The 14,931-nt window shown below is 61.6% G+C and carries 14 protein-coding genes; 4 read left to right on the forward strand and 10 right to left on the reverse strand.

Going from position 1 to position 14,931, the window contains the following annotated elements; genetic code table 11:
* Nucleotides 1–155: 155 nt before the first annotated feature.
* The 7 genes from bktB to ACK4OE_RS04215 form a co-directional block, all read right to left on the reverse strand.
* Nucleotides 156–1,340 carry a beta-ketothiolase BktB gene (gene bktB, locus ACK4OE_RS04185; RefSeq protein ID WP_409883249.1) on the reverse strand — a complete coding sequence of 395 codons (1,185 nt, stop codon included), beginning with the start codon at nt 1,338–1,340 and terminating at the stop codon, nt 156–158.
* 93 nt (nt 1,341–1,433) lie between these two features.
* A complete protein-coding gene (locus ACK4OE_RS04190; protein WP_409883250.1) occupies nt 1,434–2,195 on the reverse strand; it encodes an SDR family NAD(P)-dependent oxidoreductase in 762 nt (253 codons plus the stop codon).
* Nucleotides 2,196–2,348: 153 nt separating this feature from the next.
* The gene (locus ACK4OE_RS04195; RefSeq protein WP_409883251.1) at nt 2,349–3,995 is read right to left on the reverse strand and encodes a methyl-accepting chemotaxis protein; all 1,647 of its coding nucleotides are present in this window, start codon (nt 3,993–3,995) and stop codon (nt 2,349–2,351) included.
* A gap of 56 nt (nt 3,996–4,051) precedes the next feature.
* Nucleotides 4,052–5,131, reverse strand: a complete 1,080-nt coding sequence (locus ACK4OE_RS04200; RefSeq protein WP_409883252.1) for a sulfotransferase family protein — start codon at nt 5,129–5,131, stop codon at nt 4,052–4,054.
* Nucleotides 5,128–6,135 (reverse strand): hypothetical protein, encoded by a 1,008-nt coding sequence (locus ACK4OE_RS04205; RefSeq protein ID WP_409883255.1) that lies wholly within the window; start codon nt 6,133–6,135, stop codon nt 5,128–5,130. The genes ACK4OE_RS04200 and ACK4OE_RS04205 overlap by 4 nt, the downstream gene beginning before the upstream one ends.
* Complete coding sequence (cysC, locus tag ACK4OE_RS04210) at nt 6,132–6,725, reverse strand: adenylyl-sulfate kinase (RefSeq protein ID WP_409883256.1); 594 nt, start codon at nt 6,723–6,725, stop codon at nt 6,132–6,134. The genes ACK4OE_RS04205 and cysC overlap by 4 nt, the downstream gene beginning before the upstream one ends.
* A 172-nt stretch (nt 6,726–6,897) precedes the next feature.
* Complete coding sequence (locus tag ACK4OE_RS04215) at nt 6,898–7,452, reverse strand: acyl-homoserine-lactone synthase (RefSeq protein WP_409883257.1); 555 nt, start codon at nt 7,450–7,452, stop codon at nt 6,898–6,900.
* Between the two features lie 231 nt (nt 7,453–7,683).
* On the opposite strand from ACK4OE_RS04215, the gene ACK4OE_RS04220 reads away from it, so the two are divergent.
* Nucleotides 7,684–8,397, forward strand: coding sequence for an autoinducer binding domain-containing protein (locus ACK4OE_RS04220; protein WP_409883258.1), 714 nt, complete (start codon nt 7,684–7,686; stop codon nt 8,395–8,397).
* An 81-nt stretch (nt 8,398–8,478) separates the two neighbouring features.
* The gene (locus tag ACK4OE_RS04225; RefSeq protein ID WP_409883259.1) at nt 8,479–8,901 is read left to right on the forward strand and encodes a DUF4902 domain-containing protein; all 423 of its coding nucleotides are present in this window, start codon (nt 8,479–8,481) and stop codon (nt 8,899–8,901) included.
* A 221-nt stretch (nt 8,902–9,122) separates the two neighbouring features.
* On the opposite strand, the gene ACK4OE_RS04230 is transcribed toward ACK4OE_RS04225, so the two are convergent.
* Together ACK4OE_RS04230 and ACK4OE_RS04235 are read right to left on the reverse strand one after the other, a co-directional pair.
* Entirely contained in the window at nt 9,123–9,839 is a 717-nt protein-coding gene (locus ACK4OE_RS04230; RefSeq protein ID WP_409883260.1) for an RluA family pseudouridine synthase, read from the reverse strand.
* A complete protein-coding gene (locus ACK4OE_RS04235) occupies nt 9,826–12,054 on the reverse strand; it encodes an ATP-binding protein (RefSeq protein WP_409883261.1) in 2,229 nt (742 codons plus the stop codon). The genes ACK4OE_RS04230 and ACK4OE_RS04235 overlap by 14 nt, the downstream gene beginning before the upstream one ends.
* A gap of 316 nt (nt 12,055–12,370) precedes the next feature.
* Here ACK4OE_RS04235 and ACK4OE_RS04240 point away from each other — a divergent pair, with 316 nt between their 5' ends.
* Nucleotides 12,371–13,027: an NAD(P)H-dependent oxidoreductase gene (locus tag ACK4OE_RS04240; protein ID WP_409883263.1), complete on the forward strand. Its 657-nt coding sequence runs from the start codon at nt 12,371–12,373 to the stop codon at nt 13,025–13,027.
* Nucleotides 13,028–13,125: 98 nt separating this feature from the next.
* Here the strand turns inward: ACK4OE_RS04240 and ACK4OE_RS04245 are convergent, their stop codons facing one another.
* Nucleotides 13,126–13,533: an FKBP-type peptidyl-prolyl cis-trans isomerase gene (locus ACK4OE_RS04245; protein WP_409883264.1), complete on the reverse strand. Its 408-nt coding sequence runs from the start codon at nt 13,531–13,533 to the stop codon at nt 13,126–13,128.
* 272 nt (nt 13,534–13,805) lie between these two features.
* Between ACK4OE_RS04245 and soxC the strand changes: the two genes are divergently transcribed.
* A partial coding sequence (gene soxC / locus ACK4OE_RS04250; protein ID WP_409883267.1) for a sulfite dehydrogenase occupies nt 13,806–14,931 on the forward strand: 1,126 nt, incomplete at its 3' end.

The following is a 14,931-nucleotide window of genomic DNA, read 5'->3' on the forward strand; positions in this document are numbered from 1 at the left end:
GGTTCAATGAAGGGTGCGACCGCGCGGTGCGCGATCGGCTTGGCTGGTCTTGGCGCCAGCACGCGGGGATGATCGCCGATCCTCCCCGGCGCTGGCCTTGCCCATACAGCGCGGCATCATCGCCACTGGCGATGGCTGCCTGCGCCTCGCACAGGTCAGATGCGTTCAAAAATCGCTGCAATGCCCTGGCCGCCGCCAATGCACATGGTCACCAGCGCGTAGCGGCCCTGGATGCGCTGCAGTTCATGAATCGCCTTCACGGTGATGAGCGCACCGGTGGCACCAATCGGGTGGCCCAGCGAGATGCCCGAGCCATTGGGGTTGACCTTGGCCGGGTCCAGGCCCAGGTCCTTGGTCACCGCGCAGGCCTGTGCCGCAAAGGCCTCGTTGGCTTCGATCACATCGAGGTCGTTGACGGTAAGGCCCGCCTTTTTGAGCGCAAGCTGCGTGGCGGGCACGGGGCCGATGCCCATGTACTTGGGGTCCACACCTGCGTGGGCGTAGGCCACCAGGCGTGCCAGGGGCTTGGCGCCACGGGCCTTGGCGGCACCGGCTTCCATCAGCACCACGGCGGCGGCGGCGTCGTTGATGCCGGATGCGTTGCCTGCCGTCACGGTGCCGTTTTCCTTGATGAACACGGGTTTGAGCTTGGCCAAGTCTTCCATCGTGGCGCCTGGGCGAAAGTGCTCGTCGGTGGCGTATTGCACGTCGCCCTTCTTGCTCTTGAGCGTGACAGGCACGATCTGGTCCTTGAACACGCCGTTTTGCGTGGCGCGTTCGGCGCGGTTGTGGCTCTCTACCGCCAGCTTGTCCTGGTCTTCGCGGCTGATGCCCCACTTGGCGGCGATGTTCTCGGCCGTCACACCCATGTGGATGTTGTGGAAGGGGTCGTGCAGCGCGCCGATCATCATGTCCACCATCTTGGTGTCACCCATGCGGGCGCCCCAGCGCATGTTCAGGCTGGCAAAGGGCACACGGCTCATGTTCTCGGCGCCGGCGCCAATCGCCACGTCTGTGTCGCCCAGCAAGATGGACTGGCTGGCGTTGACGATGGCCTGCAGGCCCGAGCCACACAGGCGGTTGACGTTGTAGGCAGGCGTGCCTTCGCCGCAACCGCCGTTGATGGCCGCCACGCGCGACAGGTACATGTCCTTGGGCTCGGTGTTCACCACATGGCCGAACACCACATGGCCCACGTCTTTGCCTTCCACATTGGCACGCGCGAGCGATTCGCGCACGACGAGCGCGCCCAGCTCGGTGGGCGGCACGTCTTTGAGGCTACCGCCAAAGGTGCCAATGGCGGTGCGCACTGCGCTGACGACGACGACTTCACGGGTCATGGGGAGGTCCTTTCAGATGAATTTAAGGTCAAATTGGCCGCTAGCGCTTATCCAGTAAGCGCTTATAGCTATAAAAACAGGAGTATTGAGGCACTAAGCGTCCCGCACATCAGCGACCGGGTTGGTGCCGAAGTCTGCGCGCTCCAGCCATGCGAGCACACGGGTAGCGGCGTCGGCAGGGGATGTGAGCTGGCCACCCGTCTTGAGGTTGGCGAAATTTTGGCGGTCCGGGAACGCCTCGGGCGCGGCGCCGCGCAGTTGCACCTGCATGTCGGTGTCGATCACGCCCGGAGCCAAGGAGCATACCTTGGCGCCATGGGGCTTCAAGGCCTCATCCAGCGCCACGCACCGCGTGAAATGGTCCATGCCCGCCTTGGCCGCGCAATAGGCGGCTTGCGACGCCATGGCCCGGCGGCCCAGGCCTGAAGAGATGTTGAGCACCTTGCGCGGCACCGTCCAGCTGTCGGTGACGCCCAGGAAGGCGGCGGTCAGTTGCATGGGCGCCTCCAGCCCCACCCGCAGGGCAGTGGCCAGGTCGTCCACGTCGCTGTGCGACAGCGGGGCAATGCGCGGGATCATGCCGGCGTTGTTGATCAGCGTCGCGCTGGCAAAGGCCTGCGGGCCTTGCGCCGAGAGCCAGGCCTGCAGCTTGTTCGCGGCCTGTTCACCCTGCGACAGGTCTTGCTGCCATTGTTCGATGGTGACGCCCGCAGCTTTGGCTTCGGTTGCCAGGTCGGCGTTGACACTGCGGGCGATGCAGATGAGGGTGTTGCCGCTGCGCAAAAGCTGCTGGGCCATGGCCAGGCCCATGCCGCGCGAAGCGCCGGTGAGGATGTAGAGATGGTTTTGAGGCATCCCGCCATGTTACTGCTCAGTATGCGTGGCCGCGCGTTGACAGGTTGCCTCCTGTACAGCCAGCGGCTGCAAACCCTGCACTCTCCAGTTTGCAAACATCAATTGAATGGTGCTGGCGCTTGGAAAATAATGACAGGCGCTGCCCACGCGGCTTCAGCTGGCCGTGAGAGCCCTAGGAGGTATCGCACGTTTCTGTGGGGATATCACGTTGTCTGGCTGGGGCGCACGGTAGCGGGTGGGCGCGCTTGATGCTGCGCCCGTCTGTTCCAGTCGAAATACTGCCACGGTTCCCACCAACTCTTGTGCCTGGTTTTGCATGCTGGTGGCGGCTGCTGCCATTTCTTCTACCAAGGCGGCATTTTGCTGCGTGGCCTGGTCCATTTGCATCACGGCTTCGCCCACCTGGGCTACGCCGTCACTTTGCTCAGCGCTGGCAGCGCTGATTTCGCGAACAATGTCCGTCACCCGCCGGATAGAGGTGACCACCTCGGTCATGGTATGGCCCGCCTTGTCTACCAGTGCACTGCCTTCCTCCACCCGGGTGACGCTGGCAGAAATCAGCTGTTTGATCTCTTTGGCGGCCTCGGCAGACCGGCCCGCCAAGCCGCGCACTTCACTGGCCACCACAGCGAAGCCCCGGCCCTGTTCGCCCGCACGTGCCGCCTCTACGGCGGCGTTCAGCGCAAGGATGTTGGTTTGGAAGGCAATGCCATCGATCACGCTGATGATGTCTGCAATTTTTTGCGAACTCTCGTTGATTCCTTTCATGGTTTCGACGACCTGGGCGACCACCTCGCCCCCTTGTACCGCGACGGTATTGGCGTTCACGGCCAGTTTGTTGGCGGCCTGGGCACTGTCAGAGTTTTGCTTCACGGTCGCACCCAGTTCTTCCATCGACGCTGCCGTTTCTTCCAGCGCGCTGGCCTGTCGCTCTGTCCGCGCAGACAAGTCGTGGTTGCCCTGTGAAATTTGCACGCTGGCCGTTGACACGCTTTCTGCACTCTGTCGAACGTTGGAGACGATCTCCGCGAGCTTGCCGCGCATGATGGAAAGCTCGGTCAGCAATTGGCCGACTTCGTCTTTGTTGCCCTGGGGAATCGGCGTGGCCAGGTCGCCAGACGCGATGGCGGTGGTCGCTTTCACCGCTTGCTGCACGGGCACGGTGATGGAGTGGGTCGTCCAGTAGGCGAGGAACAGTCCTACAAAAATGGCCAAAATAGTGCTGCCACTCACCCACAGGACGCTGCTCTGCGCCTTGCCCGTGGTTTCTTTTAGCGTTGCACTTAGCCCTTCGTTCATGTTTTTGGTGAGCTCTTGCAGTGTGCTGGAATACTTGCTGAAAACAGGGGCCAGTGCCGTGTCTGTTTGCTCAGAAACGTTTTCTCCTGCCTCCTTCGCTTTGACAAGCTGCGTGCGTTTGATTCGGTAGGCGTCGCGTGCAGCAATCGCGTTGTCGTACAGATCTGTTTCCTTGCCGGGCAGCAAGTAGGTGCGTATTTCTTCCATCCGCTTGCTTTGCACTTCAACCACGGCCGACATGTCCTTCTTGAGCTTGCCGGAGTACTGGGCATCGTTGGCCTTGAGCAAGGCCTCCGTGCGCAGCCAGTTCATCTGAATGTCGGTTTGCCACTGCTGCACCAAGTCCTGGCGCTTGAGCTCATGGGTCGCAAGCTGCTCATTGCTTTTTTGCAGGGCCCATATATTGGCTATCCCCAGCAGGGCGATGATGACGGTGATCAGCAGCAGCAGTCCAAATGCTACTCCGAGGCGGATACCCAGTTTCAGGTCTTTGATACGCATGGCGTTTCCTTGGAGGCTGTCTAAAAAGCGTTGTAGGGTGCGGCGAGAAGGCTCAATCAGCAGGCGGTTTGCAGGTTGGCTTGCGCAGCTGGGGTCGATACATGGCGCTGGCGCAATTGCTCCAGGTAGTCGGCTCGTACGCGACGCGCTGCATAGTCGCCGGGCGCGCTGACCCGAAGCTGTTTCCAAGCCACGGTGCGCAGCCTGCCAGAGGTGGCGCGGTGTTCTTCAATGGCTGCGGCTTGGGGCACGCTGGCCTTTGCATCGGTCATGCATTGGTAGCCATAAAGTTGCATGTACTCGCGCGTCAACGTCTCAATGGTTTCAATCTCTTGCGGCTGCAGCTGAGATTTAAATTTGTCCTTGTTGGCTGCAATGGGCGCGAAGCAGTTGGATTCCCACAGCGCAGACATGCTGGAAAGCTCTTTGGCCTCTTGCGAGGCACCGATGTCCAGCATCGCAGGCAAAAATTCAATTCCAATGAACTGACAGACCCTGCGCAAAATGGCCTCTTGATCGCTGAGAAAGTCTTCGTAGCGGATGGTGAGAACGCGCTCAGGATGGCGCTTGGCCAATGCATGCCCTGCATCGTGGGCTTTGACCCAGGCGAGGGCGTTCAAGGTGGTGTCAAATTCATGGATGATCGCGCGGTTCATGGATGCAACCTGCGCTCGGGGATCGCGCACCACGTTCAAAAATCGCATCTCTGGGAACAGCTCCATCAAATCGTGCGCGTAGTGAATGCTGTCAAGTGACTTGTCCATGACCACGCTTGCCCCGTGTTGCTCGCCGCTGCGCAGCAGCAGTTCCCAGACGATCCGGTGCACGCTGCGTGGTTGGTTGCGAAGCCCCTCAAAAATTTCATGGGCATCGAACATCATGTCGGGCCACTTCACCATGCTTGCAGCTTGCAGACCCACTACATCTTTCACCAGTTGCAGATACGCATCGTCATCACGCAAATCCCCATACAGCGGCACTAGCGGCATGAAGTCCACGATATGCAGAGGGTAGGGGGAGTGGAACTGTAGATTGGTATTGAGCCGCAGACGCAGTGCATGGCTACCGCAGCGCCGCAGCGGAACCATCAGCAGCGGGAGTGGCCTGTTGTGGGCGCTGACCGTTGTGTTGCTCATGTTGAGTGCTCCTGCAAGTAGTTGAAAAATTCGTTGATGAACTGGTCCAGGTCGCCTGGAGGCAAGCGGTCAATGCCTCCGGCGGTGTGGCGCCCCCCGCCCGCTGGGTAGCGGCTGCAGAACAAATCAGCGCGGCAGGCTGCGTTTTTTCCTATACGCAGACTCACCAGGAAATCGCCGTCAGATCGCGGGGTGAGAACGGCTACGGACCGCCCGCCCTGGCTGGTGACCAGCTTGTTTGCCAGCAGGCCGCAAAGGCGCCTGGCCCAAGGTCTGTCGGGCAGCAGGTACACGCAAGCGTGCTGGTTGGATGCATAGGGCTGCACATCGTGTAAAGCCCGCTGGTCGTCGGCGTGGCCTTCCTGCAGGCGGTGGTATTCATAAGCCTTGGCAATGAAGTCCAGCGGGCTTTCAAAGCGGTGCAATGACCGGTATAGCTGCGCTGGGTGGAAGTGCAGGTCTTCGGCGCTTTCACCGTAGGCGTTGTAGTTCAGCAAATAGCCCAATTGCATAAGGGCACCGCGTGTGCCTGCGGTGCATCCGTGGGCGCGCGCCATTTGATCGGCAACGGCGTCCAGGTTGTCTCCGTAGGCGGCAACAATGGTCCACTGGTGCATGGCACCGTTCAAATGCCGGTCCACCAAGATGCTGGTGCAGACATTGGCCGCAGTGTCGATGTGGCTTTTGAGCCGGGGGTGATGGGTCAGCGTTTGTGCGGCGTGGTGGTCAAAGTAGGTCACGCTGCCACCCGCGTTCAGCACCTTGGCCGCGTTGTGCGCATTGCGGTCCCACGAAATGTCCAGCGCAGTCACTTGGAGCGGAAGACCCTCGGGCAACTGGTCGAACAGTGCGATGTCTCGCTTTGTGCCGGTGACCAAGACGGCATCGCATGGCTCGATGGTGCGCAACTGGTGCAGCGCGCACAGGCCATCGGCATCTCCGTTGAAGATGTCATAGGTCGTTGGAACTGCGCGGTGGGAGTGTTGTTCGACGGTCGTGGTCATGGCTGGGCAATGAATCCGCGGCGGGTGAGGAGCGCCAAAACCTGCTCGATCGCAGAGTCAAGGCTGATGCCCTCTGTGTTGATCCCAAGATCCGGGGCCTCTGGGGCTTCGTAGGGCGCCGATACGCCGGTGAAATGGGGAATGACCCCCGCACGGGCTTTGTCGTACAGGCCCTTGGGGTCCCGTTCTTCGCACACCGGGAGCGGGGTGCTGACGTAGACCTCCAGAAACCGCCCTTCGCCGACAATGGACCGGGCCATGGAGCGGTCGTCCTGCTGAGGGGAAATCAGGGCGGTGAACACCATGAGCCCCGCTTCGTTCATGAGTGCAGCCACTTCGGCCACTCGCCTTATATTTTCGGTGCGCTCGCTGGCACTGAAGCCCAAGTCGCGATTCAAGCGGTGCCGCAGGTTGTCACCGTCGAGGACAAAGCTGGCAAAGCCTCTGGCATGCAAACGTTCTTCCAGTGCGTAAGCCAGGGTGGACTTGCCCGCGCCACTCAGGCCTGTGAACCACACTGTGACGGGGCGCTGCTGCAAAAGGTGCTGGCGCAGGTGTGGCGTGACTTGCCCAGTGTGTGTAACGATCATGCGTTGACCCAAGGCAAGCTGATCGGCGGCTGCTGCAACAGCGGGTGCATGGGCGGCTGCGATTGTGCTGGGGGGTGGATCCAAGTGCCTGAGTGCGTTTGTCATGGCGTTCCTCGCCTTCGTTGGAGGGCAATGGCTTGAAAAGCGGGGAGTGCAGGGTGCTGCGGTGCAGCTACTCGCAGCGGATGGAGCACGCAAACACGGGTTGATGGTTGACCACCATAGGTGGTCCCAGTCTGTGCGCCTTAAAGCCAGTTCTACGCAGCAATCGCTCTACTCCCAGGGGCGATACCGTCACCATGCGCTGCGCTCCTTGCGCCATGGCGCAGTGGCTTGCCGCGCGCAGAAGGCCCGTGGTGATGGGGGACGAGAATTGGTCCAGGGCAGACCCCGTTTGACCCGAGAAGTCCATGGTCGCAAAACGAGACAGCTCCCACACGTCTGGCGACTGCGGGGGCGCAGCGCCGTTGAGCAGGTTGGGAAAGACTTCTGACAGTAAGTAGGGGCGGGTGGTTGGGAGTAAACGCGCTGTGCCAATCACGTCACCGCTCTCGTTCTGGGCAATCACATACAACGTGTCGTCTCGATCAAACTGGTCGTATTCCAGTGCGTCACGGCATTTCAACTGCCAGCCCAAGGTCTCCACAAATACACGATGGCGGTAGCGCGCCATGCGGTGCATAAGGGGTGTCGATATTTCAGCCGAACAGCCGGATGTGATGCGCATTTGCGTTTCCCCTGACAAGTTTTGTCCATTAGAGAGTTGCGCAAAGAGATTTGTAACTACCAACTTTGGTAGGGCAATGCCCCGAGAGCGACAAAAATCTTGTCGCCAAAACCGTCGACTACCCCCAAAATGTTCCTGAACGTTACAGCGCTGCGTTGAGGTGGTGAAGCTTCGAAAGCGATAGGCCGGTGGTTAGGTGCTCATTGGTTTGGTATGTTGGTGGAGTCACGTATGGCAAGCTGGCAAGAGGATCTTTTGGATGTATTCGACGAAACGCAGTCGGAGCGCGAGGTGTTTCCCAGGATCGAAGCAGCCGCGCGGTCACTGGGTTTTGAATATTGCGCCTATGGGTTGCGCGTTCCGCTGCCTCTGTCCAACCCGCAGACTATTTTTCTGAACAATTACCCCGCGCAGTGGCAGCAACGCTATGTGCAGCAAGGCTATGTACAGACCGATCCGACGGTTCAGCATGGTTGCCGCAAGAACACGCCGCTGTTGTGGTCGGATGGTGTGTTTGCGCAGGCGCAAGATTTTTGGGAAGATGCCCGCTCTTTTGGTTTGCGCTTTGGCTGGGCGAATGCCTGCATTGATGGAGGCGGTGTCCGAGGGATGTTGACGCTGGCGCGATCCGAAGGTGCACTGACTGCGCAAGAGGTAGATCACAACGAGATGAAGATGCGATGGCTTTCGCACGTGGCGCATGTGGTGCTATCGCGGATTTTCACCAAACGGCAAGCGGAGCAGATGCAGCCCAACTTGACCGCCAGAGAAATCGAGGTGCTCAAATGGACAGCCGATGGCAAGACATCTGCCGATATTTCTTTTCTGCTCGATGTGTCGGAAAACACGGTGAACTTTCACGTGAAGAATGCCGTGTTCAAGCTGCAAACCAACAACAAGACGGCAGCCACTGTTCGTGCGGCCATGTTGGGTTTGTTGGGTTGACGGCCGTTTTTGCTTCAGGCGTTGCTTTTGCGTTTTCAGCGGATTTTTCGATGCCCGCGAAGCCTTCAAGAATCCACAAACTTGCAGATTCCGGTCATGCGGCTGTCCTGTGACGGGCTTTTGCGCTTGTCGATTGACGAGCTGCTCTCCCTGCATATTGAGCACTTGCTTTCAGGGGTAGACACTGAGGTGGCGGGTGCTCATTCCCTATCTGTCAAACAGTGTGGTCGCGAGACCGTGATCAGCGGTTACACCGAGTGGGTCAGTGCCTCATCGCCAGCCGTTTCTATTGGCTGGGATTGGCACTTGCAACTGTCGATGTCGCAACAACCGTTTCGTTGGAAACGCATAGGCCCACCACGCACCAACGTCATGTTGGTCTACTCTGCGGGGGGTGAAGCTGGATGGGCTAAAAATCTGGAGCTGCTCTCTACCGTCGTAGACGCATTGCCCTGGCAAAACCGCTTGTTACTGGCGGTTGGCCTGCAGTCAGCATGCGTGTGACCTTGAATGACAAACGTGCATGGAGCCAAATCATCACGAGATTCCATGCGATGTAAGCGCCCCAGGCAGTCGTTTTATGGAGTCGTAACTTTGAACTTGAAACATCCGTTCAAGTTGCTTCATGCCGACTCAATGATTGGCGAATTGCTCTGGCTTGAGCCCGCATACACCCCTTGATGCGGTGTAGAGAGTTGCCATTCGCGGATTTTCGGCTTGCCTTGCTAAAACTCCGGTGCCCAGGTCATCTCCATAGTCTTACCCGAGACGGGGTGCGTGAATACGAGGTTGCACGCATGCAATAGCAGGCGGGGCGCTAGGGCAAGGATGCAGGCGTCTGCATACATCGAATCTCCCAAAATCGCGTGGCCGATGGCCGCGAGGTGCACGCGCAACTGGTGGGTTCGCCCAGTGACGGGTTCCAGTTCGAGACGGGTGGTCTTTGCCGCTGGGTCATTTGCCAGCACCCGCCAGCGTGTGAGGCTGGGCTTGCCGATGGTGTGGTCGATCACACGCAGCGGGCGCCGTTCCCAGTCGGCCGCAATGGGCAAGTCGATCTCACTCCATGTGTTGTCTACTGAGCCCAGAATACCTTGCACCACAGCTTGGTAGCGCTTGTTGACTTGGCGCTCGGCGAATGCATGGCTTAGACGGCGTTGGACTTCGATGTTGCGCGCCATCAACACCAGGCCCGATGTGGCCTGGTCCAGCCGGTGCACGATGAGCGCGCCGGGCCAGCGCTGCTGCGCGCGGGCGCTCAGGCAGTCTTGCTTGTCGGGGCCCCGGCCTGGCACACACAGCAGACCCGAGGGCTTGGCCAGCACCAGCAGGTCGTCGTCTTCGTGCACGGCTTGCACACCTTGCGCGCCGACCGGGCCAGCCACGCCGACCGCGCTGCCGAAGCCATCCACCTCGTTTGCCAGCGGCTCAGGGCAGGTCATCGCCCGCAATCAGCCGCTGCACGGTGGCGCAGAGTTCTTCCACGTCGTTGGGTTTGTGAATGAGTGCGCGCGCGCCCTCGGCCAGGGCGGCCTGTTCTATCTCTGCCGTGACATAGCCCGAGGCCAGCGCCACGGGCAGGTCCGGGCGAATCATGCGGGCCTCGCGCACCAGGTCCACGCCACAAAAGCCGGGCATGTTGTAGTCGGTGACCAGCAGGTCGTAGCGCTGGGGCGCTGCGTTCAGCGCGGCCCGGGCTTCGTGCGGGTCGGTGAATCCGCTCACTTCATAGCCGCGGCGGCGCAGCAGGCGCTGCACCAGGAACACCAGGGCCTGGTCGTCGTCCACGTACATCACGTGGGGCTTTTTGGGCGGCGCGTCGCCGGGCTCGGCGGCGGCTGGTGGCGCAACTGCGGCGCTGACCAAACTCTGCGAGGTCGGTGTGGCTGTGTGGGCGTTCGCAATTAGGGGGTCAGCACCACCGGGTGCCACCGGGAAATACAGCGTGAACTTGCTGCCGTGGCCGGGGGTGCTCTGCACGTCCACGCCGCCTTCGTGCGTGCGCATCACGCCATGCACCACCGCCAGGCCCAGGCCTGTGCCCTGGCCCACGGGCTTGGTGGTAAAGAACGGCTCAAAGATGCGTTCGAGCGTGGCAGCGTCCATGCCCGGGCCGCTGTCTCGCACGGTCAGGGCGACATAGTCGACAGGCGCCAGGCCCAGCCGTTCGCTCAGCCGTTGGTCGGGCTGCACGGTGGCGGCCTCGACATGGATGCTGCCGCGCCCGGTTCCAATGGCGTGGACCGCGTTGGTGCACAGGTTGAGCAGCGCCTGTTCAACCTGTGTGGCGTCGGCCAGCACGGGGGGCAGGCCGACTTGCAGCTGCATGTGCAGCTCGATGGCGGGCGGCAGGGTCACGCGCAGCAGGCGCTCGGTGTCGTGTGCCACCTCGGCCAACGACACGGCCGAACGCTGCGGTGGCTCGTTGCGGCTGAAGGTGAGGATCTGGCGCACCAGGTCGCGCGCGCGGCGACCGGCCTTGTCGATCTCCAGCAAGCTCACCAGCACCGACGAGCCGGGCGCCTCTGAGGCGCAGTCGGCCTTGGCCAGTTCGACATTGCCCAGGATGGCGCCCAGGATGTTGTTGAAGTCATGCGCAATGCCGCCGGCCATGGTGCCCACGGCCTGCATCTTGTGCGACTCGCGCAGCTGGGCCTCCAGTTCGTTGCGGTGCGCCTCGGCCTTCTTGCGGCCGGTCAGGTCGCGTGCGAACACGGTGGTGGTTTCTCCCTCGGCATGGCGCTCGAACGACACGCTCACTTCCACGGCCAGTTCCTTGCCGCTGGCGGTCAACGCCGTCATCTCGCCCAGCAGGGCCTGGGTGGTGAGCTGGGCAAACGCCAGCGCCTGCGCCGCATCGGGCAAAAAGCGGTCGAGCGTACTGCCCAGCGCGTCGCTGGCGCTGCACTGGAACAGCGCTGCCGCAGTAGGGTTGAACACGGTGATGCGCTGGTGCTGGTCCACGCAGATGATAGCGTCGAGCGCCGAGTTGATGATGGCCTCCAGCCGTTTTTCGCTGGCGCGGATCTGCTCGTTGCGCTGCTGCAGCGTAACCGCGCTTTGCTGCAGCGCCTGACGCTCGGCCAGCAGGGGGCCCTGGTCAATCACTGCGCACAAAAATTGAGGCAGGGGCGGACCATTGGTCTGGGGCGCCTCGATGTGCGCAATGTGCAGGTCGCCGGTGATGCGGGTGTCGGCGCTGATGTCAAACACCACCTCCTTGACCTCGCTGCGGCCCAGGTCCTGGGCCAGCGCAAAGGCATCGCGTACACGTTTGGCGTCTTTGGTACGCACAAACGGCATCAGGGCTGTCAAGGGTCGGTCGCGTTCGGTGGGCTGGAACGAGCGGTGCGCCATCGAGTTGGCTTGCACCACCATGTCGTGCTCGTCTACCACCATCAGGGCCAGCGGCACGGCGGCAAACAGGGTCTCAAACCGCTCGGAGGCGCTTTCGGCCACGGTCTGGCTGTAACGCAGAACCTTGTTCTGGCTTTCCAGCTCGGCCTGGTACGCACGCAACTCTGCCACCAGGTCATCTGCAGGCAAGCTCGCCTGGCCAGGCCCGTTCGCGGCTGGGGCAGAGGTCACACGTGCAGCTGCTGCAACAGCGGTCTGCCGCCCAGCCGGGTCCAGAAAAGACAGATCGGGTTCGCTCATGGAAGATCGGGTCAAGGGCGTAGCGCCGGGGCATACGTGCCGCAGCACGCCATGGGTGGCCAAGTGGCAAAGAGTGTACGCCTGCATGCCGTGGCGCTTGAGGGGGGCGCGCGCGGGCGCAGCTTTGGAACTGCGTGATGTGCAGGGTGGCAGGGTTTTGCGGTGTTTCATGTCATTTCAGCGGTTGCCAGATGCCATTGTTGACAGATTGCGAACAATCCGTTTCTGCGGAGAGGCTTACCGAACAGACGCTCGGTGTCTACAGTTACACCATCAACGCATTGACCGATCTATCCACCCACACCAGGACCCCGACATGACCATTGACACCGCTGCTGCCCAACCCCTTTTGGACAAACTGAATTGGCGCTACGCGGCCAAAAAGTTCAACCCCGCCAAGGCCGTGCCACAAGACAAGGTCGAGCGCATTCTGGAAGCCGCGCGCCTGGCGCCCACCTCCAGCGGGCTGCAGCCGTTTGAAATCATCGTGGTAACGGACCCCGCCGTGCGCGCCCGCATTCAGCCCATCGCCTGGAACCAGGCGCAGATCACCGATGGATCGCACCTGCTGGTGTTTGCGGCATGGGACAACTACACGGCCGATCGCATCAACATGATGTTTGATCTGACCAATGAGCAGCGCGGCTTCAAGAACGAAGGCTGGGAAAACTACCGCCAGATGCTGCTGGGCATGTACCCCCAGCGCGATGCGGAAGTCAACTTCCAGCACGCCGCCCGCCAGGCTTACATCGGCATGAGCGCCGCGCTGATCGCCGCAGCGTTTGAAGAAGTCGACTCCACCCCCATGGAAGGTTTTGATCCCGCAGCGCTGGACGAAATCCTGAACCTGCGTGAGCGTGGCCTGCGCAGCGTAGCGATTGTGCCGCTGGGCTACCGCGCCGATGAAGGCGACTGGCTGGTGAACCTGAAGAAGGTGCGCCGCCCACGCGAGCAGTTCGTCACCGAAGTCTGAGCGAGGGCGCGCGGCACTTGCGCGCTCACGAAATACGAAAGCCGTCCTGGGGCAAGAGCCCCTGACGGCTTTACTTTTTGATGCCGACTTTGTCAGGATCAGCGGCTGACCGCAATCAGTTCGATCTCAAAGTTCAACGTGGCGTTGGGTGGAATCACGCCACCGGCACCGGCCGCGCCGTAGGCAATGGCGGGCGGGCAGGTCAGCTTGGCCTTGCCACCCGGCTTCATGCGCTGCACGCCTTCAGTCCAGCAGGGGATCACGCGGTTGAGCGGGAACGCGGTGGGCTCGCCGCGCTTGTAGGAGCTGTCGAACTCCTTGCCATCCAGAAACATGCCCTTGTAGTGCACTTTGACGGTGTCGGTGGCCTTGGGTGATTCACCCGTGCCATCCTTGATCGATTCATAGACCAGGCCGCTGGCCGTGGTGACGGGGCCTGCGGCCTGGACAGAGGCGATGGGGGCCAACAGCAGGCCGGCGAGTACAAGAGAGGAGGAAATACGCACGGGATGTCCTTGAAACAGAAGAAGGGAGAAAGAGCTCGAAATGATGGTTCTCTCGGCAGAGACGCTTTGCCCTGCCAGCGGCGCGCCAGTGTAAAGGGCTTCGCGCTGTGACTGCCACGCAGCCAAGTCATGTGCGTTAACAAGCGTTAATGCGCGCTCGCTTGCGGGCCGCAACACTGCGACCACGGCCGATAGGTGCCGGGTGTTTGTTGATGCGGAGACGACGGATGCGTTCATACAGCGGCCACAGCGGACTGGCTCGGAGGACTTTTTTGGGGGGGCTTGCCACGGGGGGCGTCGGCATGGCGGCGGGGCAGGCTCTGCCACCACGGCCACTGGCCGCCCGTTTGCCCGATGCGATGACCCGCCCCGGCGGGGCCGATCTGTCGTACGGCCTGCCAGCGCCGCAGGAAGCGCAGGTCGAGAGGACCTTGTCCACCACAGCAGGATTTCCGGTGTGGCGCACGCCGTTGCAGCACCAGCGCGGCATCATCACCCCTAGCGGCTTGCACTTTGCCGTGCACCACAACGGCGTGCCCGACATTGAGCCGGAGCGCCACACGCTGAAGGTGCACGGGTTGGTGCATAAACCGCTGCGGTTTGATCTGGAGCGCCTGCTGCGCTACCCCATGGTCAGCCGGGTTCATTTTCTGGAATGCGCTGGCAATTCGGCAGCCAATGCGCTTTCGCCCACGGCGCTGGACCAGACGTTGGGCGAGATTGCAGGCGAGGTGTCGTGTTCGGAGTGGACGGGCGTGCCGCTGGCCTATCTGTTGAATGAAGCGGGGCTGAAGGACAACGCCCAATGGGTGGTGGCCGAAGGCGCCGACGGTGGATCGCACAGCCGCAGCCTGCCGCTGAAGGCCTTGCTGGATCACGGCATGGTGGCGCTGTACCAGAACGGAGAGCGGCTGCGGCCTTCGCAGGGCTACCCCATGCGCCTGTTCATGCCAGGCTGGGAGGGCAACGTCAACGTGAAATGGCTGCACCGGCTCGAAGTGACCGACGCGCCCGCCTACACCAAGGACGAATCGGGTCTGTACACGCAAGTGCTGGCGGATGGACGGATCGAGCGCTTCGCGTTCCACATGGAGGTCAAGTCGGTAATCACGCACCCCTCAGGCCAGCAGCGTTTGCCTGAGCCCCATGGGTTCTACGAAATCTCCGGGCTGGCCTGGTCGGGCCGGGGGCGCATAACGCGTGTGGATGTGTCCGTGGATGGAGGTCGCACCTGGGCTGCGGCGCAGCTGCATGGCCCGGTACTAGACCGGGCCTTCACGCGCTTCACGCTGCCCTGGCAGTGGAACGGCCGCAAGGCCGACCTGATGAGCCGCGCCACCGACGAGCATGGTCGTACACAGCCACTGCGCAGTGAATGGAAGCGGCGCTATGCCATGC

The sequence above is a fragment of the Acidovorax sp. genome (assembly GCF_046314175.1).
Classification (GTDB): domain Bacteria; phylum Pseudomonadota; class Gammaproteobacteria; order Burkholderiales; family Burkholderiaceae_C; genus Acidovorax.